At 71.8% G+C, this 26,390-nt stretch carries 20 protein-coding genes; 11 read left to right on the top strand and 9 right to left on the bottom strand.

The window, feature by feature from the left end; translation table 11 throughout:
- Nucleotides 1-48: 48 nt before the first annotated feature.
- From AB0959_RS07420 to AB0959_RS07405, 4 genes are all read right to left on the bottom strand, one after another.
- Nucleotides 49-633 (bottom strand): TetR/AcrR family transcriptional regulator, encoded by a 585-nt coding sequence (locus tag AB0959_RS07420; RefSeq protein ID WP_366825344.1) that lies wholly within the window; start codon nucleotides 631-633, stop codon nucleotides 49-51.
- 130 nt (nucleotides 634-763) lie between these two features.
- Complete coding sequence (gene nirD / locus AB0959_RS07415) at nucleotides 764-1,123, bottom strand: nitrite reductase small subunit NirD (RefSeq protein WP_366825343.1); 360 nt, start codon at nucleotides 1,121-1,123, stop codon at nucleotides 764-766.
- Complete coding sequence (nirB, locus tag AB0959_RS07410; RefSeq protein WP_366825342.1) at nucleotides 1,120-3,729, bottom strand: nitrite reductase large subunit NirB; 2,610 nt, start codon at nucleotides 3,727-3,729, stop codon at nucleotides 1,120-1,122. Before nirB ends, nirD begins: the two co-directional genes overlap by 4 nt.
- Nucleotides 3,729-4,964: an FAD-dependent oxidoreductase gene (locus tag AB0959_RS07405; protein WP_366825341.1), complete on the bottom strand. Its 1,236-nt coding sequence runs from the start codon at nucleotides 4,962-4,964 to the stop codon at nucleotides 3,729-3,731. The genes nirB and AB0959_RS07405 overlap by 1 nt, the downstream gene beginning before the upstream one ends.
- Nucleotides 4,965-5,244: 280 nt before the next feature.
- Here AB0959_RS07405 and AB0959_RS07400 point away from each other — a divergent pair, with 280 nt between their 5' ends.
- On the top strand, nucleotides 5,245-6,030 hold the full coding sequence (locus AB0959_RS07400) for a sulfite exporter TauE/SafE family protein (protein WP_366825340.1): 786 nt from the start codon (nucleotides 5,245-5,247) through the stop codon (nucleotides 6,028-6,030).
- 13 nt (nucleotides 6,031-6,043) lie between these two features.
- On the opposite strand, the gene AB0959_RS07395 is transcribed toward AB0959_RS07400, so the two are convergent.
- On the bottom strand, nucleotides 6,044-6,682 hold the full coding sequence (locus AB0959_RS07395) for a class F sortase (protein ID WP_366825339.1): 639 nt from the start codon (nucleotides 6,680-6,682) through the stop codon (nucleotides 6,044-6,046).
- Nucleotides 6,683-6,877: 195 nt separating this feature from the next.
- A complete protein-coding gene (locus AB0959_RS07390) occupies nucleotides 6,878-7,489 on the bottom strand; it encodes a hypothetical protein (protein ID WP_366825338.1) in 612 nt (203 codons plus the stop codon).
- A gap of 328 nt (nucleotides 7,490-7,817) precedes the next feature.
- Between AB0959_RS07390 and AB0959_RS07385 the strand changes: the two genes are divergently transcribed.
- Both AB0959_RS07385 and AB0959_RS07380 read left to right on the top strand, forming a co-directional pair.
- On the top strand, nucleotides 7,818-8,468 hold the full coding sequence (locus tag AB0959_RS07385) for an NAD(P)H-dependent oxidoreductase (RefSeq protein WP_366825337.1): 651 nt from the start codon (nucleotides 7,818-7,820) through the stop codon (nucleotides 8,466-8,468).
- Nucleotides 8,469-8,598: 130 nt separating this feature from the next.
- Nucleotides 8,599-9,618: an LLM class flavin-dependent oxidoreductase gene (locus AB0959_RS07380; RefSeq protein ID WP_366825336.1), complete on the top strand. Its 1,020-nt coding sequence runs from the start codon at nucleotides 8,599-8,601 to the stop codon at nucleotides 9,616-9,618.
- Between the two features lie 81 nt (nucleotides 9,619-9,699).
- On the opposite strand, the gene AB0959_RS07375 is transcribed toward AB0959_RS07380, so the two are convergent.
- On the bottom strand, nucleotides 9,700-11,331 hold the full coding sequence (locus tag AB0959_RS07375; RefSeq protein ID WP_366825335.1) for a M4 family metallopeptidase: 1,632 nt from the start codon (nucleotides 11,329-11,331) through the stop codon (nucleotides 9,700-9,702).
- 273 nt (nucleotides 11,332-11,604) lie between these two features.
- Between AB0959_RS07375 and AB0959_RS07370 the strand changes: the two genes are divergently transcribed.
- Together AB0959_RS07370 and AB0959_RS07365 are read left to right on the top strand one after the other, a co-directional pair.
- Nucleotides 11,605-14,526 carry a TIR domain-containing protein gene (locus tag AB0959_RS07370; protein WP_366825334.1) on the top strand — a complete coding sequence of 974 codons (2,922 nt, stop codon included), beginning with the start codon at nucleotides 11,605-11,607 and terminating at the stop codon, nucleotides 14,524-14,526.
- Nucleotides 14,527-14,539: 13 nt separating this feature from the next.
- Nucleotides 14,540-14,959, top strand: a complete 420-nt coding sequence (locus tag AB0959_RS07365) for a gamma-glutamylcyclotransferase family protein (RefSeq protein WP_366825333.1) — start codon at nucleotides 14,540-14,542, stop codon at nucleotides 14,957-14,959.
- A gap of 27 nt (nucleotides 14,960-14,986) precedes the next feature.
- Here AB0959_RS07365 and AB0959_RS07360 read toward each other — a convergent pair whose 3' ends face one another.
- A complete protein-coding gene (locus AB0959_RS07360) occupies nucleotides 14,987-17,152 on the bottom strand; it encodes a molybdopterin oxidoreductase family protein (RefSeq protein ID WP_366825332.1) in 2,166 nt (721 codons plus the stop codon).
- Nucleotides 17,153-17,652: 500 nt separating this feature from the next.
- Between AB0959_RS07360 and AB0959_RS07355 the strand changes: the two genes are divergently transcribed.
- From AB0959_RS07355 to AB0959_RS07345, 3 genes are read left to right on the top strand one after another with little or no spacing between them, the layout of a single operon-like run.
- A complete protein-coding gene (locus tag AB0959_RS07355) occupies nucleotides 17,653-19,245 on the top strand; it encodes an amino acid adenylation domain-containing protein (protein WP_366825331.1) in 1,593 nt (530 codons plus the stop codon).
- Nucleotides 19,242-20,513, top strand: coding sequence for a hypothetical protein (locus AB0959_RS07350; protein ID WP_366825330.1), 1,272 nt, complete (start codon nucleotides 19,242-19,244; stop codon nucleotides 20,511-20,513). The genes AB0959_RS07355 and AB0959_RS07350 overlap by 4 nt, the downstream gene beginning before the upstream one ends.
- Before the next feature lie 23 nt (nucleotides 20,514-20,536).
- Complete coding sequence (locus AB0959_RS07345) at nucleotides 20,537-21,304, top strand: enoyl-CoA hydratase-related protein (RefSeq protein WP_366825329.1); 768 nt, start codon at nucleotides 20,537-20,539, stop codon at nucleotides 21,302-21,304.
- 226 nt (nucleotides 21,305-21,530) lie between these two features.
- On the opposite strand, the gene AB0959_RS07340 is transcribed toward AB0959_RS07345, so the two are convergent.
- Complete coding sequence (locus AB0959_RS07340; protein ID WP_366825488.1) at nucleotides 21,531-22,142, bottom strand: ElyC/SanA/YdcF family protein; 612 nt, start codon at nucleotides 22,140-22,142, stop codon at nucleotides 21,531-21,533.
- Between the two features lie 498 nt (nucleotides 22,143-22,640).
- Here AB0959_RS07340 and AB0959_RS07335 point away from each other — a divergent pair, with 498 nt between their 5' ends.
- The 3 genes from AB0959_RS07335 to AB0959_RS07325 all read left to right on the top strand — a co-directional run bounded on the left by AB0959_RS07335 (nucleotide 22,641) and on the right by AB0959_RS07325 (nucleotide 26,316).
- Nucleotides 22,641-23,465 (top strand): sirohydrochlorin chelatase, encoded by an 825-nt coding sequence (locus AB0959_RS07335; RefSeq protein WP_366825487.1) that lies wholly within the window; start codon nucleotides 22,641-22,643, stop codon nucleotides 23,463-23,465.
- Nucleotides 23,466-23,552: 87 nt separating this feature from the next.
- On the top strand, nucleotides 23,553-24,878 hold the full coding sequence (locus tag AB0959_RS07330) for a deoxyguanosinetriphosphate triphosphohydrolase (RefSeq protein ID WP_366825328.1): 1,326 nt from the start codon (nucleotides 23,553-23,555) through the stop codon (nucleotides 24,876-24,878).
- A 172-nt stretch (nucleotides 24,879-25,050) separates the two neighbouring features.
- Nucleotides 25,051-26,316: an FAD-dependent oxidoreductase gene (locus AB0959_RS07325; RefSeq protein WP_366825327.1), complete on the top strand. Its 1,266-nt coding sequence runs from the start codon at nucleotides 25,051-25,053 to the stop codon at nucleotides 26,314-26,316.
- Nucleotides 26,317-26,390 lie beyond the last annotated feature (74 nt).

Genomic DNA, 26,390 nt, shown 5'->3' with positions numbered 1-26,390 from the left:
TGGTTCAATATGAGGGCATGGCGCAGCGTGCAGTGGAGGTGTCGTCCGTCAGTCCAGCAGCGCCAGCGCCTGTTCCGCCGCGTCCCGCACCCGCGCCGGGTCGGGGGACGCCTTGCCGACCACCCGCAGCCCCTGCATGAGCACCAGCAGCATGCGGGCCAGGGCCCGGGGGTCGCGGTCCTCCGGGAGCTCGCCCTGTGCCTGGGCGCGGACCAGTGCCGAGTGCAGCGGTGTCTCGACGTGCTGCCAGCTCAGCTCGACGCGGCGGGCCGCCGCGCTGTCGTGCGGGGCCAGTTCGGCCGCCGTGTTGGTGACGAAGCAGCCGTTCAGGCGTCTCGTCTCGTCGGCGGCCTCCTCCGCGAACCGCCGCACCAGCGCGCGTACGGCCGGCAGCGCGGGGCCCGGCTGGGACAGTTCGCGCAGCAGTGCGGGGTCCTGTGTCTCGCCGTAGCGGTCCAGGGCCTTCAGGTACAGGTCGTGCTTGTTGCCGAAGGTCGCGTAGAGGCTGGCGCGCCCGATGCCGAGGTGCTCGACGAGGTCGGCCATCGACGTCGCCTCGTACCCGCGCCTCCAGAACAGCTCCAGGGCCGCCTGCAGTGCCGCGTCGGGATCGAACTCCTTGGTCCTCGCCATGGAGGGCAGCCTAGATTTTTCTGAAACGATCAGTCAAGTATGGAAGGTGAGAAAGGCCCGGAACTCCGCTGCTTGAAGGAGCTCCGGGCCCTTGGGAACGCATTCGTCCCCTACACGGGCGCGCCCGATGTCACTGGGCGCGTACCTCGTACGTCGGCACCCGCACGGCCTCGTCGTCCAGGCACTGGCCCGTCTCCAGGTCGAAGCGCTGCTTCAGGAGCGGGGAGGCCACGAAGGGGCGGCCCTGGTGGGTGCCGGTCAGGCCGCGGGAGAGGACCGCGGCGCCGCCGAAGGGGTCGCGGTTGTCGATGGCGTACAGCTTGCCCGCGCGGTCCATGAACAGCGCGGCCTGACGGCCGTCGGGCAGCAGGGCCGCCACACCGCGGCCCGGGATCAGGGCCTTCAGGTCACAGACGGAGAACCAGGCGTCGCTCTCGCCGTCCACCTGCAGTTCGATCGTGAGGTCGGTCTTCTCGGGAGCCAGGGTCATCGCTGGGCGCTTCCTTCCAGGACTTCTTCGGCGGGTCGCATGCCGATGGACAACAGCGGCAGGTCGGGCTTGATCTGGTCGCGCTCGGGGACGAAGCCGACGACCGGGTCGGGGGTGTCCGGCGCGTTCACGAAGGACACGAACCGGGCCAGCTTCTCGGGGTTGTTGATGGTCGTGGCCCACTCGTCGGCGTAGTTCGCCACGTGGTCCGCCATCAGGGACTCCAGCTCCTCGCAGATGCCGAGGGAGTCCTCCACGACCACGTCCCGGACGTGGTCCAGGCCGCCGGGGATCCGCTCGAGCCAGGTCGAGGTGCGCTCCAGGCGGTCGGCCGTGCGGATGTAGAACATCAGGAACCGGTCGATCAGACGCACCAGTTCGGCGTCCGAGAGGTCCTGGGCCAGCAGGTCCGCGTGGCGCGGGGTGGCGCCGCCGTTGCCGCCGACGTACAGGTTCCAGCCGTTGGCCGTGGCGATCACACCGAAGTCCTTCGACTGGGCCTCCGCGCACTCGCGCTGGCAGCCGGAGACGGCCGACTTCAGCTTGTGCGGGGAGCGCAGGCCCCGGTAGCGCAGCTCCAGGTCGATCGCCATGCGCACGGAGTCCTGGACGCCGTAGCGGCACCAGGTGGAGCCGACACAGGACTTCACCGTGCGCAGCGCCTTGCCGTACGCGTGGCCCGACTCGAAGCCGGCGTCCACCAACCGCATCCAGATCAGCGGGAGTTGCTCCACCCGCGCGCCGAACATGTCGATGCGCTGGCCACCCGTGATCTTCGTGTAGAGCCCGAAGTCGCGGGCGATCTCGCCGATCACGATCAGGCCCTCGGGGGTGATCTCACCGCCGGGGATGCGCGGCACGACCGAGTACGAGCCGTTCTTCTGGAGGTTGGCCAGGAAGTGGTCGTTGGAGTCCTGCAGCGAGGCCTGCTCGCCCTCCAGGACGTAGCCGCTCGCGCCGATCGTCGGGGCGAGGGAGGCGATGATCGAGCCGACCGCCGGCTTGCAGGTCTCGCAGCCGTCGCCGCCGCGGGCGTCCTCACGGCCGTAGCGGTCGAGGAGCTGCTGGTAGGTGTTGATGCGCAGGGCGAGGACGATCTCGTACAGCTCCTCGCGGGTCTGCGAGAAGCAGCCGCACAGGCCCTTGTCGACCTCGACGCCGGACGCCTCCAGCTCGGCGTTGACCAGCTGGCCGAGTACCTTGACGCAACTGCCGCAGGTCGTACCAGCCTTGGTGCACTTCTTCACCTCGGGCACGGTGGTGCACTGGTGGTCGGTGACCGCGGCGCGGATCGTGCCCTTGCGGACGTTGTTGCAGGAGCAGATGATCGCGTCGTCCGGCAGCGCGGTCGGGCCGAGCTGGACGGACTCACCGGCGCCGGCGGGCAGCACCAGCGACTCGGGGGAGACCGGGGGGACGGAACCGGTGAAGGCCTTCAGCGTGCCGTAGGCCTCCGCGTCGCCGACCAGGATGCCGCCGAGGAGCTCGCCGTCGCGGCCGATGACCAGCTTCTTGTAGACGCCCGAGCGGGAGTCGGCGTACACGACGTCGAGGCAGTCGGCGGTCGCGCCGTGCGCGTCGCCGAAGGACGCCACGTCCACGCCGAGCAGCTTCAGCTTGGTGGACAGGTCGGCGCCGGTGAACGACAACTGTTCCGTCTCGTCGGCGGCGATGGTCGCGGCCGCGGTCTCCGCCTGCTCGTAACCGGGCGCCACCAGGCCGTACACCCGGCCGTCGGAGGCCAGCGCGCACTCGCCGATCGCGAACACGTGCGGGTCGGAGACCGTACGGCACTGCTCGTCGACCGTGATGCCGCCGCGCTCGCCGACGGTCAGGCCGCAGTCGCGGGCGAGCTGGTCGCGGGGGCGGACACCGGCGCTGAACACCACCATGTCGGTGGCGAGTTCGGAGCCGTCGGACAGCTTCATGCCGGTGACGGCGCCGTCCTCACCGACGACGACCTCCTGCGTGCCCACACCGGTGTGGACGCTCAGGCCCATCTCCTCGATGGTACGCAGCAGGGCCGCGCCGCCGCCCTCGTCGACCTGCACCGGCATCAGACGCGGCGCGAACTCCACGATGTGGCTGGTGAGTCCGAGACCCTTGAGCGCGCCCGCGGCCTCCAGGCCGAGCAGACCGCCGCCGACCACCGCGCCCACCTGGGCCCTGGACTTCGCGTACTCCTCGATCGCGAGCAGGTCCTCGATCGTGCGGTAGACGAAGCAGCCCTCGGCGTCCTTGTTCGGGACCGGCGGCACGAAGGGGTACGAGCCGGTGGCGAGGACGAGGACGTCGTAGTCGAAGACCTGGCCGGACCTGGCGGTGACCTTGCGGGACTCGCGGTCGACCGACTCCGCCGGGTCACCGACGAACAGCTCGATGCCGTGCGTCTCGATGAAGTCCATGTCCGTCATGGACAGGTCCTCGGGTGTCTTCCCCGAGAAGTACGAGGTGAGGGCGACGCGGTCGTACGCGGGACGCGGCTCCTCGCACAGCACGACCACGCGGTGCGTGGCGGTCAGGCCGCGCTCGGCGAGCGCTTCGAGGAAGCGCTGGCCGACCATGCCGTGGCCGACGAGCACGATCGTGGGGGTGTCCGAGGACATCAGGAGCCTCCATCGTTGGTGAGCAGGTGGAGCAGAGGAGCGCCGTTCACGGGGAGCGGCTCTGCTCCCTCCCAGGCGCGGGCGAGCGCGCCGACGGTGCCGAGTTCGCCGACGAGCACTCCTCCGACCAGGCGGTCGTCGCGGACGACGACCTTGCGGTAGGTGCCCCGGGTGGCGTCGGCGAGCTGGATGACGTCGTCGCCGGGGCGGGGCTCCGTCTCGCCGAACGCGGCGAGGTCGAAGAAGTCCTGTCCGGTCAGGGTGAGCCGGGTCAGCGCGCGGGTGCCGGTGTAGCGGGCGGCGGCGTCTCCGCCGGTCCCGGCCTCGTCGGCGATCAACTCGGCGAGCACGTCGGCCTGTTCGAGGGCCGGGGTGGCGAGGCCGTAGACCTGGCCGTCGTGCTGGGCGCAGTCGCCGATGGCCCGGATGCGCGGGTCGGAGGTGCGCAGTTCGTCGTCGACGATGACGCCCTTGTGCACGGCGAGCCCGGCCTGCTCGGCGATACCCACCCGCGGGTGGACCCCGCAGGCGAGGACGACGATCGCGGCGTCCAGCGCGTACCCGTCGGCCATCTCCACGGACCGTACGGCCCCGCCGACGCAGCGCACGCCACGGACGCGCGACTCGGTGTGCACCTCGACCCCGAGGTCGGTCAGGTGACGCCGCACCAGCTTCGAGGCGGACGGGTCGAGCTGACGCTCCATCAGCCGCTCGGACTGCTGGGCGAGCACCACCTGTGCGTCGCGCTGGGCGAGCGCGCGGGCGGCGGAGACACCGAGGAGCCCGCCGCCGATGACCACGGCCTTCGTGCCCGGCCGCACCGCCTTCGACAGACCCAGGCAGTCGTCCATCGTGCGGAACGCGTGGACGCCGTCGGGCAGTTCGTGCCGCTCGGGGTCGAACAGGCCCCGCAGGGCGGGGAGAACGGGGTTCGAGCCGGTCGCGAGGACGAGCGTGTCGTACGCGATCACGGAACCGTCCGCCAGAACCACCTCACGGGCGGCGCGGTCGATGCCGGTGACCCGGCCGCGTGTGACGGCCGCGGGCGCCGGAAGGGCGATCACCTCGGGCGTGTACCGTCCGGCCAGCACGTCGGCGAGCAGCACACGGTTGTACGGGGTGTGCTCCTCCTCGCCCACGAGGACGGACGGCACACCGAGCTCGCCGAGCCGCCGGGCGAGACGTACGCCCGCGAGGCCGGCGCCGATCACCACCACACGCGTATTCGAGGTCATGCCCTTGAGCGTGCGGTGCCGGTGTTACCCGACCGCATCACGTCTGTTTCCCGCGGGGAACGCTGCCCTCAGCGCGGGCCCGGACGGGATGTGAGGGGTTTCCGGCGGGCCGGTGTGGGCTGTGAGGGGGAGAGAATCGCCTGGTCAGGCGCTTTGAGCACCTGTTCGATCTCCGCAGGGGCCTTTCCGGACGCCGTCGGACATCCGAGGAGCTCGGCGAACAGCCCACTCCGTGGACGACACATGTATCCCGTCCGAAGGGTCACGTAGGGTCCCGATCATGCCCGACATATCGCTGACCACGGTCGTCCTGCTGTGCCTCGCCGCCCTCGCGGCCGGATGGATCGACGCAGTGGTGGGCGGCGGCGGACTCCTGCTGCTCCCGGTGCTGCTGCTCGGGCTGCCGGCCTCCGCCTCCTCCGCCCAGTACGCGCTGGGCACCAACAAGGCGGTGTCCATCGTCGGCACGTCGGGCGCGGCCGTGACGTACGCGCGCAGGACGCCCGTCGACGTCGGGATGGCGGCGCGGATCGGGCTGGGGGCGGTCGCCGGGTCCACGGCCGGGGCGTTCGTGGCGGCCCTGATGAGCACCGAGGTGCTGAAGCCCGTCGTCATGGTCGTCCTGCTCGCGGTCGGTACGTTCGTGATCCTGCGTCCCGCCTTCGGCACGGCCCCCTCCACCGGGCCCGTCCCGGCGCGGCGCGTCCTGGCCGCGATCGGGCTCGCGGGCGTCGGCATCGGCTTCTACGACGGGCTGGTCGGCCCCGGCACGGGCACGTTCCTGGTGCTTGCCCTCACCGCCCTCCTCCACCTCGACCTCGTCACCGCCTCCGCCACCGCCAAGATCGTCAACTGCTGCACCAACGCGGGCGCCCTCGCGACCTTCGCCTGGAAGGGCACGGTGTACTGGCAACTGGCCGCGCTGATGGCCGTGTTCGGCCTCGTCGGCGGCACGGTGGGCGCGCACACCGCGCTGAAGAGGGGCAGCGCCTTCGTGCGGGTCGTGCTGCTGGTGGTGGTGTTCGCGCTGGTGGCGAACCTGGCCTACCAGCAGTGGGTGGCGTGACCTTCCGTGACCGTCATCGTGCGGCGGCCGCACGGACGCCGGTGAGGTGGGCGAACACGACCACGTTGCCCCGGTAGCCGGTGCCCCGGGAGTAGCCGCCGCCGCAGGTGATCAACCGCAACTCCGGGCGGGCGGCGGCGCCGTACACCTTCTCGTCGGGGAAGGCACGGGCGTCGTACACCTCCACGGCGTCGACGGAGAACAGTGCCACGGTGCGGTCCCGCCGCTCGACCTCGACGCGGGCGCCCTTCGCCAGCGCTCCCAGCCGGTAGAAGACGGCGGGTCCGTCCGAGGTGTCCACGTGCCCCGCGACGATCGCGGTGCCCTTCTCGCCCGGGGTGGTGCCGGCGTCGTACCAGCCGACGAGGTTCTCCTCCGTCGCCGGGGGGACGTCGAGGCTGCCGGTGGGGGTGAGGCCGAGGCCCATGAGCGGGGCGTTCACGTGGATCGAGGGGATGCGGACCCGCTCGGGAGAGGACGCCGGCAGCGCGGGCACCACGGCCGGCACCTCCAGCCCGGAGGGGGTGCGGGCCTGGGCCGCCGACGGCTGTGGTGGCGCGCCGTGCTCGACGCCGCCGCGCAGCAGCCACGCACCGCAGCACAGGGCGCCCACGGTGACGCCCGCTATGGCGGTGTCGGTGATCCCGCGCACGTGCCCTGCCCTTCTTTCCGGTTCTCCGGCCCTCCGGCGCCGCTGTGGCGCTCGTGGTGCGTTTCCGCACATGCGCCTCCCCGCACGTGTGTCCTCATGCGCCTCCCCGCACGTGTGCCTCCCCTCCGGGCCGAGGGGCGGGGCCCGGAGGGGAGGGGTTCGGCGGTACCACGGACGGACTGCGGAGGGTGCCCGTCAGATCCCCTCGCCTCTTGCCCGGCGATGGAGGAGCCAGGTACCGCCCGCGGCGGCGACGGCCAGGGCCGTCACCCCTGCCGCGGTCTGCACGGGGTCGGGACCGAGCGCGCCGCCGACCCCCGTCTTCACACTTCCCCTCGGGTGCGTCCGCTCGCCGGCGGCGGTCAGCGTGACCACCAGGTCACCGGCCACCTCCGCGCCGTCCTCGGAGCAGCGCACGACGATCTCGTACGTCCCCGGATGGGCACTCGGCGGCACCGTGAACCGCCCCGTCGCGTTCCCCGGCGGGGTGCCGGGCACGAGGGTGAACGTGCCGGCCCCGACCGAGCTCGCGTCGCCCTGCGCCGTGCCGTCCGCCCCGCAGGCCACCGTGCCGACGGTGACCTCGGCGCCGGGGACGACGCTGTCGGGGTTCACCTCCAGCCGTTCCGCTCCCGTGGCCGCGGTTCCCGCGCCGTACGCGGGCACGGCGGCGAAACCCGCGGCGACGACGGCGAGCGCGACACCGGTCGGCCGCCGGGGGGCGTGCAGGCACGTGGCGCGCAGACAAGCGGCCCGCAGGCGGGCGGCACACCGTCGCACAGCACGCGGCCCGTGCGTATGTCGCATCGTGGTTGCTCCTCCGAGAGGGCACGGCCCGCGACACTCCCGTGTGCCGCTGCGTCAGTCGCGCCCCTGCCCTACCGAGGTAAGGGCCACCCGGCCTCCGGCGCTTTCTGATGATGTGTCAGAAATGAGGTGAATGGGTGTCAGGGGAGAGGGTGCGGCGTAGAGGATTGCAGTGTTTCAGCAGGTCACGGGCGTGCGGAGCGGGAGCCATGGCAAAGATCCAGTAAGGCGGGGCACGGGGCTGTGAACGGGTGACCCGGGGGTGCGCGGGGCCGCGCAGGTGCGGTGACTTGACCTCAAGGAAAGTTGAGGTACGAGGGTGGGGCCCATGAAGACCACTGAACTCACCGAGGGCACTGAACGCACCCCCGCCCGCACCGTCGCCCCCCTCACCCGGACCCCCGCCGAGACCCCCGTCCGCGTGACCCTCGTCATCGGCAGCAACCGCGAGGGCCGCTTCGGGTCCGTGGTGGCCGACTGGCTGCTCGGGCACCTCCGCTCCCGCGAGGACTTCGAGGCGGACGTCGTGGACGTGGCCGAGGTCCCGCTGCCGACGACGTTCTCCCGCTCGCCCGAGGCGGCCGAGGCGCTCGCGTCCGTCACCCCGAAGCTGTCGGCCGCGGACGGCTTCGTCGTCCTGACGCCCGAGTACAACCACTCCTACCCGGCCGCCCTCAAGAACCTCATCGACTGGCACTTCCACGAGTGGCGCGCCAAACCGGTGGCCCTCGTCTCCTACGGCGGCCTCTCGGGCGGCCTGCGCGCCGTCGAACACCTCCGCCAGGTCTTCGCCGAACTGCACGCGACCACGGTCCGCGACACCGTGTCCTTCCACAACGCACACGGCTCCTTCGACGACGAGGGCCGGCTGAAGGACCGGTCCGGCCCCGACGCGGCGGCGAAGGTGATGCTGGACCAGCTGGCCTGGTGGGGGAGGGCCCTGCGCGAGGCGAAGGAGGTACGGCCCTACGGGGACTGACGGGGCTGACAGGACTGACGGGACCGACGGGACCGACGGGACCGACGGGACTGACGGGACTGACGGGAACAGAACCGGAAGGCGGCGGCTTGAGGTACTCAGGAGATGAGGCACTGATCGAGGAGGCCCCGTGCCGCTGCCCTCACGCCCGCTGCGGAAGCTGGGCTTCCTGACCATCGGACTGTTCGACGAGGACGACCCGCGCCGGGGTCACGAGTCCACCCTGGAGATCATCGAACTGGGCGAGCGCCTCGGGTTCGACAGCGCGTGGCTGCGCCACCGCCACCTCCAGTACGGCATCTCGTCCCCGGTGGCGGTCCTCGCGGCGGCCTCCCAGCGCACGCAGCGCATCGAACTCGGCACCGCGGTCACGCCCCTGGGCTGGGAGAACCCCCTGCGTCTCGCCGAGGACCTGTCGACGGTGGACCTCCTCTCCGGCGGTCGCCTCAACCCCGGCGTGAGCGTCGGCCCCCCGATGCACTTCGACCAGGTGAAGCAGGCCCTGTACCCCGACACGGCGGACGCGGAGGACTTCGGCTACGACCGCGTCAGCCGCCTGCTGGACCACGTCCGGGGCAAGCCGGCCACGGACTTCAGCGGGGTGGAGGGCTTCGAGGTCTTCTCCGACCGCGTCCAGCCGCATTCGCCCGGTCTGGGCAGCCGCATGTGGTACGGCGGCGGCAGCCTGCGTTCCGCCCGGTGGGCCGGCGAGCACGGCATGAACCTGCTGACCAGCAGCGTGGTGAAGGCGGAGGAGTCGGAGGACTTCGCCGAGACACAGCTCAGCCACGTCCGCGCGTTCCGCGCCCACCACCCCGACGGCGACGCCGCCCGCGTCTCCCAGGGCCTGGTGGTCATCCCCACGGACAACGCGACGCCTCAGCAGCGCGCCAGGTACGAGGAGTACGTCGCGAAACGCACCCCTCGCACGACCACCCCCCAGGGCCCGGCCCGCATGATGTTCGCCCCGGACCTCGTCGGCACCTCGGAGGAGATCGCGGAACGGCTGTACGCCCACGCCGCCTTCCGCGAGATCGACGAGGTCGCGTTCGCCCTCCCCTTCACCTTCGACCACGAGGACTACGTCCAGATCCTGACGGACATCGCGACGGGGCTGGGGCCGGCGCTGGGGTGGCGGGCGAGGACCTGATGGCGGCGGACGGAACGAACGCGGACGGGCGCGCCCCGCTCCGCTGAGCGAGGCGCGCCCGTGACCGCCTGAAGTCCGCCGTCAGCCCACGGAAACGGCCTTCCAGGCCGCCGCCACCGCGCCGTACTCCGTGCTTCCCGCGCCGTACAGGTCGCGTGCCGCGTTCAGCGTCGCGGTCCGGGCCCCGGCGTAGTTCGTCGACGACGTCATGTAGACCGTCAGTGCCCGGTACCAGATCGCGCCCAGCTTGTCCTTGCCGATGCCGGTGAGCGACGCGCCGTCGCAGGTCGTGCCGTTGTGCTGGACGCCGCCGATGACCTTGGGGCCGCTGCCCTCGGCGAGGAGGTAGGCGAAGTGGTTCGCCACACCCGAGGAGTAGTGGACGTCCAGGTCCTTGACCGACGAGCTCCAGCAGTCCGCCGAGTTGCCGTCCTTGGAGGGCTGGTCCATGCGGCGCAGGGAGGGTTTGCCGAGGCCCGGGCGGACGACCTTCTCACCGATCAGCCAGTCACCGGGATCGGAGGCGTTGTCCGCGTGGAACTCCACCAGCGTGCCGAAGATGTCCGAGGTCGCCTCGTTCAGGCCGCCCGGCTCACCCGAGTACGTCAGGTCCGCCGTGTGCGAGGTGACGCCGTGGGTCATCTCGTGACCCGCCACGTCCAGTGACACCAGCGGCCCGAACGTCGAGCCGTCACCGTCGCCGTACGTCATGCAGAAGCAGTTGTCGTCCCAGAAGGCGTTGTTGTAGTCGCTGCCGTAGTGGACGCGGTTGAACGAGCCCTTGCCGTCGCCCGCGATGCCGTTGCGGCCGTGGACCTTCTTGTAGTAGTCCCAGGTCGCGTCGGTACCGTACTGCGCGTCCACGGCGGCGGTGGCGCGGGACGACGTGTCGCCGGTGCCCCAGTGGTTGTCGGAGTCCGTGAACACCGTCGACGGAGCCCGGCTCACACAGACCCCCAGGACGCAGAGGTCCGTCTTGTTCTCGGCGTCGCCCGTGTAGGTGTTGCCGCGCGTGGGGTCCTTGAGCTGGTACGACGAGCCCGACAGCGTGGTCTCGAGCGGAACCGTGCCGCCGTAGAGCGAGCGGCCGTCGCCGGTCGCCGTCTCGATGCTGTCCCACGCGTCGATCTGCCCGCCGGTCAGGGCGTTGGTGACGACGGTACGGGACACCGGGTTGCCCTGCGGGTCCTGGGCCACCGCGTCGGTCTCCCAGGCCAGCTTCGGCGCGCCGTGCAGAGCGTCGACCACGAGACGGGGCTTCGCCGTCAGCTTGCGCAGCGTCTCGCCGATGTTCACGGCACGCAGGGCCGCGGCAGCGAGGTCCGCGGCCTTGGGGGCCTTGACGGAGGGGGTCGTGGTCGGGACGGACATCGCCCGGGTCGTGGCCCGGCTCACGCCTCGGTAGGCGCCGTCCGGAGCGAGATGGACCACGAAGTCCCCGCCGCGCACCGGTATCTGACGGTACGTCCGGTCGTAGCGCACGTGCTGGGCGCCGTCCGGGTCCACGACGACGTCCCGGACCGTCGTGCCCTGTGCGGCCCCGAGGCCGAGGGCGGCGGCCCGGTCCACGAGGACCGCCGCCGCGTTGTCGATCGCCTCCGCCCGGGTCGGCCGGTCGGCCGCGCCCGCGCTGGGCGTGAGCGCCGTGGCCAGCAGCGCGGTGGTCGCCACGGCCGTTCCGGTGAGGGAGAGACGGGAACCTCGAATGCGCATCGATCTCCTAGGGAAGGCGTGGGGGAGGGACGGGGAGGACGCGGCAGCCGCCGACTCGCCCAGTTTTAGGTGCCCATGACATCTGACGTCCAGGGGGTTGAGGGGGAGGGTCCGTGAGCGTTGAGAATCGTTTCTGCGGAGGTGGGGCGATACCTCTTCCGTGCCCTGTGTGATCGATGGGTTCATTCGGCCCCAATGGCCGTGGTACGCATGGAAGTTGGCCCTCCGCGTGCGGGGGCGGCAGAAACACGGGGAAAGGGCACGGGGAACGCCATGGGGGATGCCGTGGGGGACGCCATGGGGGATGTCGCGGAGGAGGTCGAGGCACCGGCCGCCGTACCGGACGGCTCGAAGCAGCGCGACGCCTTCATCTCGTACAGCCAGCGCAAGAACGCGCCACTCGCGAAGGCGCTCCAACGAGGCCTGGAGCGGCTGGCCGTCCCACGCTTCCGGCCCATGCGGATGAGCGTGTTCCGCGACGCCACCAGCCTGCCCGCCAACCACGACCTGTGGCAGTCGATCCAGAGCGAACTGACCCGCTCCCGCTACCTCATCCTGCTCGCCTCCCCGGAGGCCGCCGCCTCTCCCTGGGTGGCCAGGGAAGTCGACTACTGGCTCCGCGAGCGCGACACGGAGCACCTGCTCATCGCCGTCGCGAGCGGTGCGATCGAATGGGACGACAGGGCCGGTGACTTCGACTGGCGGAAGACCACGTGCCTGCCCCCGAACCTGGCGGGCCACTTCACGTCCGCGCCGCTCTGGGTGGACCTCCGGGAGATCCAGGAACGAGCCCACCACTCCCTGCGCTACCCGCCGTTCCGCGCCGCGGTCGCCACCCTCGCCGCGCCGTTGCACGGCCGCCCCAAGGAGGAGCTGGAGCACGACGACTTCCGACAGTTGAGGTTCGTCAAACGCTTGAGCTGGTCGGGCGTCGCCCTGCTCGTGGTGCTGCTCCTCCTCGCGGTCTACGGCTTCTTCGACGCCAGCAGACAGCGTGACGCGGCCGTGGCCCAGGCCCGCACCTCCGCCTCACAGGCGTTGGCAGCCCGCTCGGGCCAACTGCTCACCACCAGCCCCAACCAGGCGGCGCAGTACGCCCTGTACGCCGAGCAGACCCGGTCCACTCCCGAGTCCCGGCGGGCGCTGGCGCAGGCGGTGGCCGCCGCGCCGTATGCGAAGCGGAGGCTGCGGGGGGATGCGGATTCCGTGACGGGGCTGCAGGGCGGGAGCGGCGGGCCCGACACGGACGTCGTCGTCAGCGCGGACGGTACGACGGCCGCGTATCACTCGGATTTCGACAAGTCCCAGAGCGTTCGCCTCTACGACGTGCGCTCCGCCCGGCAGTCGCGGGTGCTGCGCGACGCGGGCAAGCCGAGGGCGCTGAGCCGCGACGGCCGCATCCTGGCCACGGAGATCTACCTGAACCGGGTCCAGCTGTGGGACACACGGACCGGCAAGCTCCTGCGCACGATGGCCACGGGGCATACGAAGGATCTGCCCAACGTCGCGCACGGGCTCCGTACCGTCGTCCTCTCGCCCGACGGACGGTGGGTGGCGGGCTCGCACTTCACCCCCGAGGGCGAAGCGTTCGTGGTCGTGTGGAACACGTCCGACGGACGCGAGATCACCCGGCTGCAGGTGAGCACCGCCCAGCTTGGGCTCGGCTTCTCCGGGGACGGCTCCCGGATGACCCTGGTCGACGCCGGGCGGCAGGAGGTCCGGGACTTCCTGACGTACTCTGCGCGCTGGGAGGCCGCCCGGTCCCTGCCCGGAATGACCGGTGACACCTCGGACCCCTGGCCGGATCTCCTGCTCTTCGACGGCGCGCGCAAGGCCCTGGCCCGGACGCCGAAGCGCGTCGAGGTGTGGGACCTGGAACAGCGCCGCCCCGTCGCCGAACGGTCCCTGGGCGAGTACTCGGACATGGCGGTCGCCGACGACGAGGGGACCTTCGTGGTGGGCGGGGAGAACGGGACGGTCCGGTTGTATGACGCCGCGCTGCGGCCCGGCACGACACTGGGCCGCCTCGCCCGGCCGGCCAGCACCCTGGCCCTGTCGGCCGACGGCGCCCAGGTGGCCGTCGCCTCGTACGGCGGCGAGTTCAACCTCTTCACCACGGGGGCCCGGCGAGGGCAGCAAGTCCCCCTAGGCAACCGAGAGTTCACCTACGGAGACCTGACCCCCGACGGGCGGATGGCGGTGCGCCGGACCGAGGGGCACACCGAGTTCTGGGATCCGCGCACCGGCCGTCGGCTCGGCGGGATTCCGTACGCCAACCTGTCGGTGAACCTGGAGGACACGGCGTACGCACTCAGTGGGGACAAGCGGTACGTCGGCATGCGGACTGTGGAACGCAGTGTGGCCGAGGACGACAAAGAACGGTTCGACATCTGGGACCTGCGCACTGGGGAGCGCACGGACTGCGGCTTCGCCTTCGACGGTCTCTCCGGGGACCGGATCCGCCCCGCCGTCTTCTTCCTCCCCGGCGACCGCTACGTCGTCGGCCTCTGGAACGGCGACGTGGAAGTGCTCGACACCCGCGCCTGCACCCGCAGCACGATGATTCCGGAGCCGAAGTACGGCACCCTCGCCCTCGCCCTGAGCGGGGACCGCGAAACCCTGGTCGTCCTTGACCAGATCGGCAACGACGTCGACACCTGGCGCTGGGACGGTGACCACACCTTCGAGCACGCCGCCCACACCACCCTGCCGGCCGAGGCCGAGCCCGTGAGCATCGGCGTCGACGACGAAGGGAACCAGGCGGCCTTCTCCGACAACGAGAGCCATGTGTACGTCGTACACCTCGACTCCGGCCGACGCGTGCGAGCCACTGGGTCCCTTCCCAACGAGACCTACGACGTGGCGTTCAGCCGAGACGGCAGCCTCCTGTTCCAGGGCTTCAGCACCGAGACCACCCGGGGCGTGCGCATCCTGGACGCGGGCAGCGGCGATCAGCTAGACGTCTGGACCACGGACCCCCCAGCCGGCTCCGCGAAGCCCAACGAGGGCATGCAGGTGGTCCCCGGCCCCGCCGACGACATCCTCACCCTCGGCCCCGACCACAAGATCGTCCGTCGTACCGTCGGCGTGGAGGCGTGGCGCGACCTGCTGTGCGGCCTGGTGAGCCAGCCCCTGCCCGCCCGGGAACGGGACCGGTACCTGGAGGGCCTGGAGGTGAAGGACCCCTGCGGCTGAGGGTCCGTGCACCATGGGGATCGTGAGACTCCCTTTCTTCGTGTACGGCACCCTCCGGCCCGGTGAGCACAACCACGACCTCTTCCTGCGCGGCCGCACCGAGTCCGAGGAACCGGCCCGGATGCGGGGGCTCGTGCTGTACGACGGCCCCGGCTACCCCTACGCCGTGGAGGAACCGGAGGGCCTCGTCACCGGGGAGGTCGTGACCGCACGCCCCGAGACGTACGACGAACTGGTCCGTGCCCTCGACCGCCTGGAGGACTACGCGCCGGGCGACCCCCGCAACCTCTACGAGCGGGTGGCGAGGGAAGTGGCCCTCGCGGACGGCACTCTCGTACGGGCCTGGGTGTACGTGGCCGCCCCCACCGTCGCCGCCCGGCTGCGGGCCCGCGGCAAGCTCATCGAGAGCGGGGACTGGCACACGCCGAGGTGAACCCCGAGGTGAACCCGGCTGTGAACGTCAGCTCCGTACCGCCTCCACCCGCACCGCGCACGCCTTGAACTCCGGCATGCGGGACGTCGGGTCGAGCGCCGGGTTGGTCAGGGTGTTGGCGCGGCCCTCGCCCGGCCAGTGGAACGGCATGAACACCGTGTCGGGCCGGATGGAGCTGGTGATCCGGGCGGGAGCGACCGCGCGTCCCCGCCGGGAGACCACGGCCACCGGGTCGCCCTCGGCCGCCCCGAGCCGCTCGGCCAGCCGCGGGTGCAGCTCGACGAACGGGCCGGGTGCGGCGGCGTTCAGCTCCTCCACGCGACGGGTCTGCGCGCCGGACTGGTACTGGGCGACCACGCGGCCGGTGGTGAGGAGGACGGGGTACTCGTCGTCCGGTTCCTCGGCGATCGCACGGTGCGAGACGGGGACGAACCGGGCCCGGCCGTCCTCCGTGGCGAACCGGTCGAGGAAGAGACGGGGCGTGCCGGGGTGTACGGCGGTGTCGGTGCTCGGGTCGTCGGGCAGGACGTCGAGCGAGGCGTCCTCACCGTCACCTGGGTCATGGCCCGTGGGACCGTCCGCCGGGCAAGGCCAGAACACCCCGTTCTCCTCCGCCAGCCTCCGGTACGTGATGCCCGAGTAGTCCGCGGGTCCGCCCGCGCTGGCCCGGCGCAGTTCCTCGAAGACCTCCTCCGGGTCCGTCGGGAAGCCCTTCTCCAGGCCCTTCTCCGCGCCCAGGCGGGCGGTCAGTTCGTGCAGGACGTGCAGGTCGCTGTGGACGCCCTCCGGCGGAGTGATCGCCTGGCGGCGCAGCAGCACGCGGCCCTCCAGGTTGGTCGTCGTGCCCGTCTCCTCGGCCCACTGGGTCACCGGCAGGACCACGTCGGCGAGCGCCGCCGTCTCCGACAGCACCACGTCGGCCACCGCCAGGAAGTCCAGGGAGCGGATACGGTCCTCGATGTGGGCCGCGCGTGGCGCCGACACCACCGGGTTCGAGCCCATCAGCAGCAGCGCGCGGATGTCCGACCCCAGCGCGTCCAGCAGCTCGTACGCGCTCCGCCCCGGGCCCGGCAGCGAGTCGGGGTCCACGCCCCACACCTCGGCGACGTGGCGCCGCGCCTCGGGGTCGACCAGCTTGCGGTAGCCGGGCAACTGGTCGGCCTTCTGGCCGTGTTCGCGCCCGCCCTGCCCGTTGCCCTGCCCGGTCAGGCACCCGTAGCCGGACAGTGGCCGGCCCGCCCGGCCCGTCGCCAGGCACAGGTTGATCCAGGCGCCCACGGTGTCCGTGCCCTTCGACTGCTGCTCCGGGCCGCGCGCGGTGAGCACCATCGCCGACTCCGGCTCACAGAACAGCCGTACGGCCTCACGGAGTTGGGGAACGGACACGCCCGTGATCCGCTCCACGTACTCCGGCCAGTGCGCCATGGCCGCGGCCCGCGCCTCCTCCCAGCCGCTGGTCCGCTCGGCGATGTACGCCTCGTCCGTACGGCCCTCGGCGACGATCAGGTGCAACAGGCCGAGCGCCAGGGCGAGATCGGTGCCGGGCCGAGGGGCCAGGTGGAGGTCCGCCTGCTCGGCGGTGCGGGTGCGGCGCGGGTCGACGACGATCAGCGTGCCGCCGTTCTCCTTCAGTTCGGTGAGATAGCGCAGCGAGGGCGGCATCGTCTCCGCGAGGTTCGACCCCACGAGGATCACACAGCCGGTCCTCGGGATGTCCTCCAGCGGGAACGGCAGCCCCCGGTCCAGTCCGAACGCCTTCATGCCCGCGGCCGCCGCCGACGACATGCAGAAGCGCCCGTTGTAGTCGATCTGCGAGGTGCCGAGCACGATCCGCGCGAACTTGCCGAGCGCGTACGCCTTCTCGTTCGTCAGCCCGCCCCCGCCGAACACACCGCACGCGTCCGGGCCGTGTTCCGTCCGGGTGCGGCCGAGCCCTGCGGCGATCCGGTCGAGTGCCTCGTCCCAGGTGGCGGGCACGAGCGTGCCCTCGGAGCGCACCAACGGGGAGGTCAGCCGCACCCGGGACGAGAGCACCGCCGGCGCCGTACGGCCCTTGCCGCACAGCGCGCCACGGTTGACGGGGAAGTCCACCCGCTCGGTCACCTCGACGCCCCCACTCGGCAGGGGCGACAGATTCATCCCGCACTGCAGGGCGCAGTACGGGCAGTGGGTGGGCGTCGAGGTGGTCTGCATGCGTTTCAGCGTGCTTCGGCCGTGTTACGCCCCGGCACGCCCTCCGTTACGCGGCCGGGACGGGGACCTCCCGGCGCGGCCGGGCCCGGCGTGAGGCCCGACGCGCGACCCGGCGTGAAGCCCCACGCGCGCCCCGACGTGCGGCCAGGTCAACCGGCACAGAGCTACCCATCAGTAGTCGTCGCCGGGCGGCGCGGAAGTTGCCGCTGTGACAGAACACACCACATGTGGCCGATTCCGTAGCGTAGGTGGCCGGTCACGCCTGGTTGAGAGTTGAAGAAACGGGCCTTTAGAGTCGGGCCGCGCACGACCCGCATCCGGGCGAGCGACCCATGCCTCCTGCCCGTATGCGGCCGGCTGAGCGGCTCCGGGGAAGGGCGGGCGCGTGCCCGGACTTCCCCGGATCGCTCGGACCCGCACGGCATTCGACACACATGACACACCGCCGCGTCCAACGGCCGTGTCACCCGTCTGACGAAACTGCCAGGAGGTCACCACCCATGCCTCTGCGCCATCTCACTCCCCACCACAGGGCCTTGTTCCACGCGTACGGCCGCGGTCCGTCCGTTTCCCTCCCCGACCCCCTCGTCCACCGCGCCGTCGAACGATGGGCCGCCGCCACGCCCGGCGCCGTCGCCGCCGAACACCGCGGCGCGACGATCACGTACGCCGAACTCGACCGGTACGCCGACGCCCTCGCTGCCCGCCTGGTCCGCGAGGGCGTACGCCCCGGCGACCACGTCGGCCTCTTCGTACGCCGCTCGATCCCGATGCTCGTCGGCCTGCTCGGCACCCTCAAGGCGGGCGCCGCCTACGTCCCCCAGGACATCGGCCTGGCACCACCGGCCCAGCTCGACCACGTCGTCCGCACCGCCGCGACCCGAGTCGTCCTCACCCTGCGGGAGTACGCGGACCGGGTGCCCCTGCCGCCGGGCCACCGCCTGATCGCACTGGACGAGCCGCTGCCGTACGAGAACCCCCGCGAACCCGGCCCACGCGCGGCGTTACGGCCCGACGACGGCGCTTACGTCCTGTTCACCTCGGGCACCACCGGCCGGCCCAACGGCGTGAAGGTCACCCACCGCAACGTCGCGAACATCCTCCTCACGGCACCCGGCGACCTCGGCATCCGCCCCGGCGACCGGGTCGCCCACCTCCTCAACGTCGCCTTCGACATGGCCGCCTGGGAGATCCTCGGCTGCCTCACCCACGGCGGCACCCTCGCCATCCGCGGCAAGGACATCGCGGCCACGGCCCGCACGGCGGACGTCATCGTCGCCACACCCACGGTGCTGTCCGGCATCGACCCGGCGAGCTGCCCGCGCGTACGGACCGTGGCGGTCGCGGGGGAGCCGTGCCCGTGCGCGCTGGCGGACCGGTGGGCGGCACGGGCCACGTTCTACAACTGCTGCGGCCCCACCGAGACGACGATCGTGAACACGATGTCCCGCCACGACCCGTCCGCCCCGCTGCTGACGATCGGCCGCCCCACCCCCAACAACACGGTGTACGTCCTCGACGCCCACCGCCGCCCGGTCCCGATCGGCGAGGCCGGCGAGATGTGGGCGGGCGGGGACTGCGTGTCGGCGGGCTACCTCGACAACGACGAACTGAACGCCGAACGGTACGCCCCCGACCCGTTCCTCGGCGGCGGCCACCGTATGTTCCGCACCCGTGATCTGGGCCGGTGGACCGCCGACGGCGAACTCGAACACCTCGGCCGCACCGACGACCAGGTGAAGGTGCGCGGCTTCCGCGTCGAACTCGACTCCGTGTCCTCCGTACTGGAACGCGTCCCCGGCTGCGCCCGAGCGGTCACCCTGAAGCGCGACGCCCGCACCCTGGTGTCCTTCGTCTGCCCCGCCGAGGTCGACCCGTCGGCCGCACGCGACGCCGTGGCCGCCGCCCTGCCGTACTACTGCGTGCCGTCGGACGTCCTGCCGCTGGCCGCCCTCCCGGAGACCGACCGCGGCAAGATCGACAAACGGGCGCTGCTGCGGCTGGCGGAGGAACGGACGCCTGCCGAGCGGAGACCGGCCGAGCGGATGCCCGCCGAGCGGACGGCGGCGGAACCGACGGCGGTGGCGCGATGACCTCCTCGCCTCCGCGTACGGCACACACCGAGGACGCCGTCGACCTCCCCCCGCTCACCTCACCCCTCCGGCGTGCCCTGAAGCACCCGCGCCTGATGCACTACAACCGCTTGGCGGCCCTCGTACTGCTGACCAACGTGCTGTTTCTGTGGGCGAGTTGGCCCCTGCACACCAGAACCCTGGGCCACGCGGCCCTGGCGAACCTCGCGCTCGCGGTCCTCGTGCGCCAGCAGTACGTCATCAACCTCTTCTTCCGGCTGGCCACCTGGGCTCCCACGACCTGGCCGCTCAAGGTGCGCTGGACGCTGGGGAAGGTGTACCACTTCGGCGGACTGCACGTGGGCGGGGCGCTGGCGGGCAGCCTGTGGTTCGTGGGTCTGGCGGTGGCGCTGACGGCGGAGGGCGCGGGCGGCCCGCTGGTGGCGGTGAGCTGGACCCTGATCGCCCTGCTGGCCGTGGTCACCGGCACCGCTCTCCCGCCCTTCCGCTCCCGCTTCCACGACCACTTCGAGAAGATCCACCGCTTCGGCGGCTGGACGGCGCTGGCACTGTTCTGGACGCACACCGTCCTCAGCGGCGAACGCGCCGGCCTCTGGGTCCTGGCCGTGGTCACCTTCAGCGTGGCCCTGCCCTGGATGCGCCTGCGCAAGGTCGCCGTGCGGATCGAACGCCCCTCCTCGCACGTGGCGTTGGCCCGCTTCGACCACGGCGAGACCCCCTTCGCGGGCTCCTCCACGGCGATCAGCCGCAGCCCGCTGAGGGAATGGCACTCGTTCGCGAACGTGCCCTCCCCCGGCGAGTCCGGCTTCCGGCTCACGATTTCGCGGGCGGGCGACTGGACGGGTGCGTTCATCGACGACAGACCGTCACGCGTGTGGGTGAAAGGCATCACGACAGCCGGAGTGGCGAACATCGAGACCCTCTTCACGAAGGTCGTCTACGTGGCGACGGGCAGCGGCATCGGCCCCTGCCTGCCCCACCTGCTGGCCGCCGAGGTTCCCTCCCTCCTCGTCTGGGCGACCCGCGCCCCGCGCACGACCTACGGCGACGCCCTCGTCGACGAGATCCTCGAGGTCCAGCCACACGCCCGTATCTGGGACACGTCCCTGCACGGCAAACCCGACATGGTGCCCCTCGCGTACGCCGCGTACCGGGACTTCGGCGCCGAGGCCGTCATCTGCATCTCCAACAAGAGGCTCACATGGCAGGTGGTGCACGGCCTGGAACGGCGCGGGATACCGGCGTACGGCGCGATCTGGGACTCATGACGGGCGGAGAAGAAGGGAACTCGATGAACACCATCAAACTCGAACGCCACGACCGGGTGATCACGGTACGGCTCCACCGCCCGCACGTCCTGAACGCGCTGAGCAGTGAGCTGATGACCGAACTCCTCGACACCCTGCGCCCCTTGGACGCGGACCCGGAGGTCGGCTGCTTCGTCGTGACCGGCTCGGAGAAGGTCTTCGCGGCCGGGGCGGACATCAAGGAGATGGCGGGGAAGTCGGCCGTGGACATGGCGGCGGAGGACTACTTCGCCGGCTGGGAGGAGTTCGCGGGCTTCCGCACGCCCAGGATCGCGGCGGTCAACGGCTACGCCCTGGGCGGTGGTTGTGAGCTCGCGATGATGTGCGACCTCGTCATCGCGGGCGAGTCGGCGGTCTTCGGGCAGCCCGAGATCAAGCTGGGCGTGATCCCGGGGATCGGCGGCACCCAGCGCCTGACCCGGCTGGTCGGCCGCGCGAAAGCGCTGGACCTGATCCTCACCGGCCGCACGATGGACGCGCACGAGGCGGAACGCTCCGGCCTGGTGTCGCGCGTGGTCCCCGACGACCAGGTCCTGTCCACGGCCACGGAAGCGGCCACCACGATCGCCTCCCACGGCACACCGTCCGTCCGGGCGGCCCGCGAATGCGTCGACCGCGCGCTGGAGGTCGGCCTCGCGGAGGGGACCCTCTTCGAACGCCGCGTCTTCCACGCCCTGTTCGCGACGGAGGACCAGAAGGAGGGCATGCGCGCGTTCCTGGACAAACGAAAGCCCGACTTCAGCGGCCGCTGACCTGACGGCGAAGCCCCTGGGCCCGGCCGGCCTGGGGGTTTCCTCGCCCCCGCCGCCCCTACCCGTCCCATCCCCTTCAGGGGCGCGGGGAACTGCGCGACCAGCCACCCCCAACCCGCACCTACCCACGTACCCCAGACACCCCCCACCCGGGGGCATGGGGGCGGAGCCCCCGGGGATGGGACGGGTAGGGGCGGCGGGGGCGAATCCAAACACCCGCCCCCCACTACCGCCCAGCCGCCAACGCCCGCTCCACCCCCACCTCCCTCGGCCCCAGGAACCGCGGATCCGGCCGGAACACCACATCCACCACCGCCTTCCCCGCAGCGAAAATCTCCCGCACACCCCCGTAGTACCAGGTCACATCGTGCCGATCATCAACCCCGACCCCGTACGACCGAACCCCCGCCGCCTCACACAGAGCAACCGCCCGCCGTATGTGGAACCCCTGACTGATCAGCACCGCCCGATCCACCCCGAAGATCTTCCGCGCCCGCACACACGAGTCCCACGTGTCGAACCCGGCGTAGTCACTGACGATCCGCGCGTCAGGAACCCCCCGCTTCGTGAGATACGCCCGCATCGCGTCCGGCTCGTCGTAGTCCTCACGACTGTTGTCCCCGGTCACGAGCACGACCTTGATACGCCCCGCCCGATACAGCTCCGCCGCCGCGTCCAGCCGATGCGCGAGGTACGGCGAGGGCTCGCCGTCCCACAACCCCGCCCCGAACACCACGGCCACGTCGGTCCGCGGCACACTCTCCGTCGTACGCAGCCGATCACCCGCCACGACGAACAACCACGTCACCGGCAGCAGCGCCAGCACACACACCAGCATCACCACCTGCACGGCCCGCCGCTGCCCGGCACGGGTAGGCGGCAGCCGCAGACGGCGAAGGCGGAGACCGGACGGCCACCGGATCGGCAAGCGCGGCAAGCGCGGCACGCGCCGCAGGCGCGGCAGACGCGGCAGGTGCATGACGGCAGCCCCCTGATCCAGTTCTTTGTTTCCGGCCGGTTACCGTCCCCTCGACAGCCCCCGCCGTTTCGACCAACGAAGACGCCCACCACAGCGATCCGGTTCACCCTCACGACGTGACCCCGTTCACTCCCGCAGAGCGAACCCGCAGGTCACCGCGCCTCACACAGCCCGGTCACCCCACCGTGAACCCCCGGAAAACACCCGTCATTCCCGTGCAACGGCTCGGCAACGTCCTGCCGCGACCATCGGTTCATGACGGCGACGCGCAAGTCGGACGCTCCCCGCGACGAGTCCAAGCCCAGCCCCGGCGGCCAGCCGCTCCGTGGCGCTCACCTCGACAGTACGGCGCACATCATGAACCGGATCAGCAGTCAGCTCGCCAGCCAGCTCAGCCTCGTCTCGTTCGACGGGGCCCGGCGCCCCACACCGCCCGCCCCGGGACGACCCGCCCTCGTCCTCGTGGCGCACGGCAGCCGCGACCCGCGCACCCTCGCCACCGTGCACGCCCTCGTGGACCGCGTCCGCGAGCTGAGGCCCGGCCTGCCCGTGCACCTCGGGCACATCGAGCTCAACGAGCCCCTGCTCCCGGACACCCTCGCCGCCCTCGGCGACCAGGAGGCAATCCTGGTGCCCCTGCTCCTCAGCCGCGGCTACCACGTCAAGCAGGACATCCCCCAGATGGCGGCCGCCTCCCGGGTCCGCGCCCGGTTCGCCACACCCCTGGGCCCGCACTCGCTGCTCGTGGACACCCTGTACGAGCGGCTCGTCGAGGCCGGCTGGCAGACGCCGTCGTCCGAGGCCGAGCGCCGGTCCACCGGGGTCGTACTCGCCGCCGCCGGTTCCCGCGACCCCGACGCCGCCGTGGACGCCCGCCGGACCGCAGAGCTCCTCGCCGAACGTCTCGGAGTCCCGGTCGTCCCCGCGTACGCCTCCGCCGCCGCGCCCACCGTCCCGCAGGCCGTCCGTGCCTTCGCCGAACGCGGCCGCCACCGGGTCGCCGTCGCCTCCTACTTCACCGCCCCCGGCCGCTTCGCCACCGAGTGCGCCGACGCGGCCCCCTGGATCGCCGCAGGCCCGCTCGGAGCCCACCCGGCGATGGCCCGCCTGGTCCTGCACCGCTACGACGAGGCGGCGAGGGTCCCGGCGGCCACGACAGAACCGGCACTGGCGTCGGCCTGACCGGCCACGGCAACGGGAGGAACCGCGCGGCAAGACACAACGAGCCGCAGCCCCCCAACCCGTACCGCCGACGCTTACTGTCAAGACATGGAAGGCACCGCACCCGCCGCAGCCCAGCCGTACCGGAACCACGCCTCACCCCCCGGCTACGACCCGACGTCGGTCGACCGGTGGGCCGCCGAGCCCGACAAACGCCCCGGCCGCACCGCCTTCCAGCGCGACCGCGCGCGCGTGCTGCACTCCGCGGCACTGCGCCGCCTGGCAGGCAAGACCCAGGTCGTCACACCGGGCACCCGGAGCCCGGCCTGGGACGCGAGCCCCCGCACCCGCCTCACCCACTCCCTGGAGTGCGCCCAGGTCGGCCGTGAGCTCGGTGCCGCCCTCGGCTGCGACCCCGACCTCGTCGAGGCCGCCTGCCTCTCCCACGACCTCGGTCACCCGCCCTTCGGCCACAACGGCGAACAGGCGCTGAACGAGTTCGCGGAGGACTGCGGCGGCTTCGAGGGCAACGCCCAGTCCCTGCGCCTGCTGGCCCGCATCGAACCCAAGCGCTTCGTGACCGACCCGGCGTCCGGAGACCTCGTCAGCGTCGGCCTCAACCTCACCCGCGCCGCCCTCGACGCCGCCACCAAGTACCCCTGGCCGCGTGGCGGTCACCCCACCGACCCCGCCTCCCCGAAGTTCGGTGTCTACGAGGACGACCGGCCGGTCTTCGACTGGATCCGCAAGGGCGCCCCGGAGGACCGCACCTGCTTCGAGGCCCAGGTCATGGACTGGTCGGACGACGTGGCGTACTCGGTGCACGACTTCGAGGACGGCCTGCACGCGGGCCACATCGCCCCGGGCGCTCTGCACGCCGAGCCCGAACGGCGGACCGTCTTCGCCGTCGCCCTCGGCCGGTACGTCCCCGCCGGGACCGACCCCGCCGAACTCGCCGAGGCCCTCGACCGCCTCCTCGACCAGGAGTGGTGGCCGCACGGCTACGACGGAACGGCCGTGGCGCAGGCCCGGCTCAAGGACGCCACCAGCCAGCTCATCGGCCGCTTCTGTCTGGCCGCCGAGGGCGCGACCCGGGCGGCGTACGGCGGCGGACGGCTCACGCGGTACGCGGCCGAGCTGGTCGTCCCGCGCGAGGCCCGACTGGAATGCGCCGTGCTCAAGGCCGTCGCCGACCGGTACGTCATGCAGCGCGCCGAGCAGGAGCGGCTCCGCGCCGACCAGCGGATCGTCGTCGCCGAGCTCGCCGAGGCGCTCACCGCCCGCGCGCCGGACGGACTCGAACCCCAGTTCCGTGCCCTGTTCGACGAGGCCGCGGACGACCGTGCCCGTAAGCGTGTGATCGTGGATCAGATCGCTTCTCTCACCGACGCCTCGGCGCGCACGTCGCACGCGAGACTCACCGGGCACATGTGACACGAGTGACCCTGGAGGGGGACAGGCGTGACCCTGCGTGGCCTGATCGGGCCACTCCCTCTTCCCGCATCACGCTCCGTGCGGGACGCTCGCATGTGGGCGACATCCGCAATGTTCAACTGGCTCAATGTTCATCCGGGGGACACCCCCGGACCCCGGCAGGAGGCAACAAGTGGTCGACGCGGATCAGACATTCGTCATCGTCGGAGGAGGCCTGGCCGGCGCCAAGGCGGCCGAGACGCTCCGGACGGAGGGCTTCACCGGCCGCGTGATACTGATCTGCGACGAACGCGACCACCCGTACGAGCGCCCGCCCCTGTCCAAGGGCTATCTGCTGGGCAAGGAGGAGCGCGACAGCGTCTTCGTCCACGAGCCCTCCTGGTACGCGCAGAACGACGTCGAGCTGCACCTCGGCCAGACCGTCGACGCCGTCGACCGTGCCGCGCGGACCGTCCGTTTCGGCGACGACGGCACCCTCGTCCACTACGACAAGCTGCTGCTCGCGACCGGCGCCGAGCCGCGCCGCCTCGACATCCCCGGCACGGACCTCGCCGGCGTCCACCACCTGCGCCGCCTCGCCCACGCCGAGCGCCTCAAGGGCGTCCTCACCGCGCTCGGCCGCGACAACGGCCACCTCGTGATCGCGGGCGCCGGCTGGATCGGCCTGGAGGTCGCGGCCGCCGCCCGCCAGTACGGCGCGGAGGTCACGATCGTCGCGCCCTCGCCGACCCCGCTGCACAGCGTGCTCGGCCCGGAGCTCGGGGGCCTGTTCGCCGATCTGCACCGTGAGCACGGCGTCCGCTTCCACTTCGGCGCGCGGCTCACCGAGATCGTGGGCCAGGACGGCATGGTGCTGGCCGCGCGCACGGACACGGGGGAGGAGCATCCGGCGCACGACGTCCTCGCGGCCATCGGTGCCGCCCCGCGGGTCGCTCTCGCGGAGGCGGCGGGGCTGGAGGTGGCGAGCCGTGCGCACGGTGGGGGCATCGTCGTGGACGAGCGGCTGCGTACGTCCGATCCCCATGTCTACGCGGCCGGTGACGTCGTCTCCTTCCCCCACGCCCTGTTCGACACGCGGCTGCGGGTGGAGCACTGGGCGAACGCGCTCAACGGCGGGCCCGCGGCGGCGAAGGCGATGCTCGGGCAGGACGTCACGTACGACCGGGTGCCGTACTTCTTCTCCGACCAGTACGACCTGGGGATGGAGTACTCCGGATGGGCGCCGCCCGGGTCGTACGACCAGGTGGTGATCCGCGGGGACGCGGGGAAGCGGGAGTTCATCGCGTTCTGGCTGAAGGAGGGCAGGGTGCTCGCCGGGATGAACGTGAACGTGTGGGATGTCACTGGGCCGATTCAGTCCCTCATCCGGGGGAGGTCGTCGGTGGATGTGGAGGCGCTGGCGGACCCGCGTGTTTCGTTGGAGAGCCTGCTCGCCTAGGGGGCTGCCGTTTCCCTCCGGGGGCTGGCCGGGCGGACTCGTCTGCCTGGTTGCTGTTGTCGGGCGTCTGCGCG

Source organism: Streptomyces sp. NPDC046862 (assembly GCF_040704615.1).
GTDB lineage: Bacteria > Actinomycetota > Actinomycetes > Streptomycetales > Streptomycetaceae > Streptomyces.
Note: the sequence above shows the minus strand (reverse complement) of the source record. Positions and strands in the feature narration are given on the sequence as shown.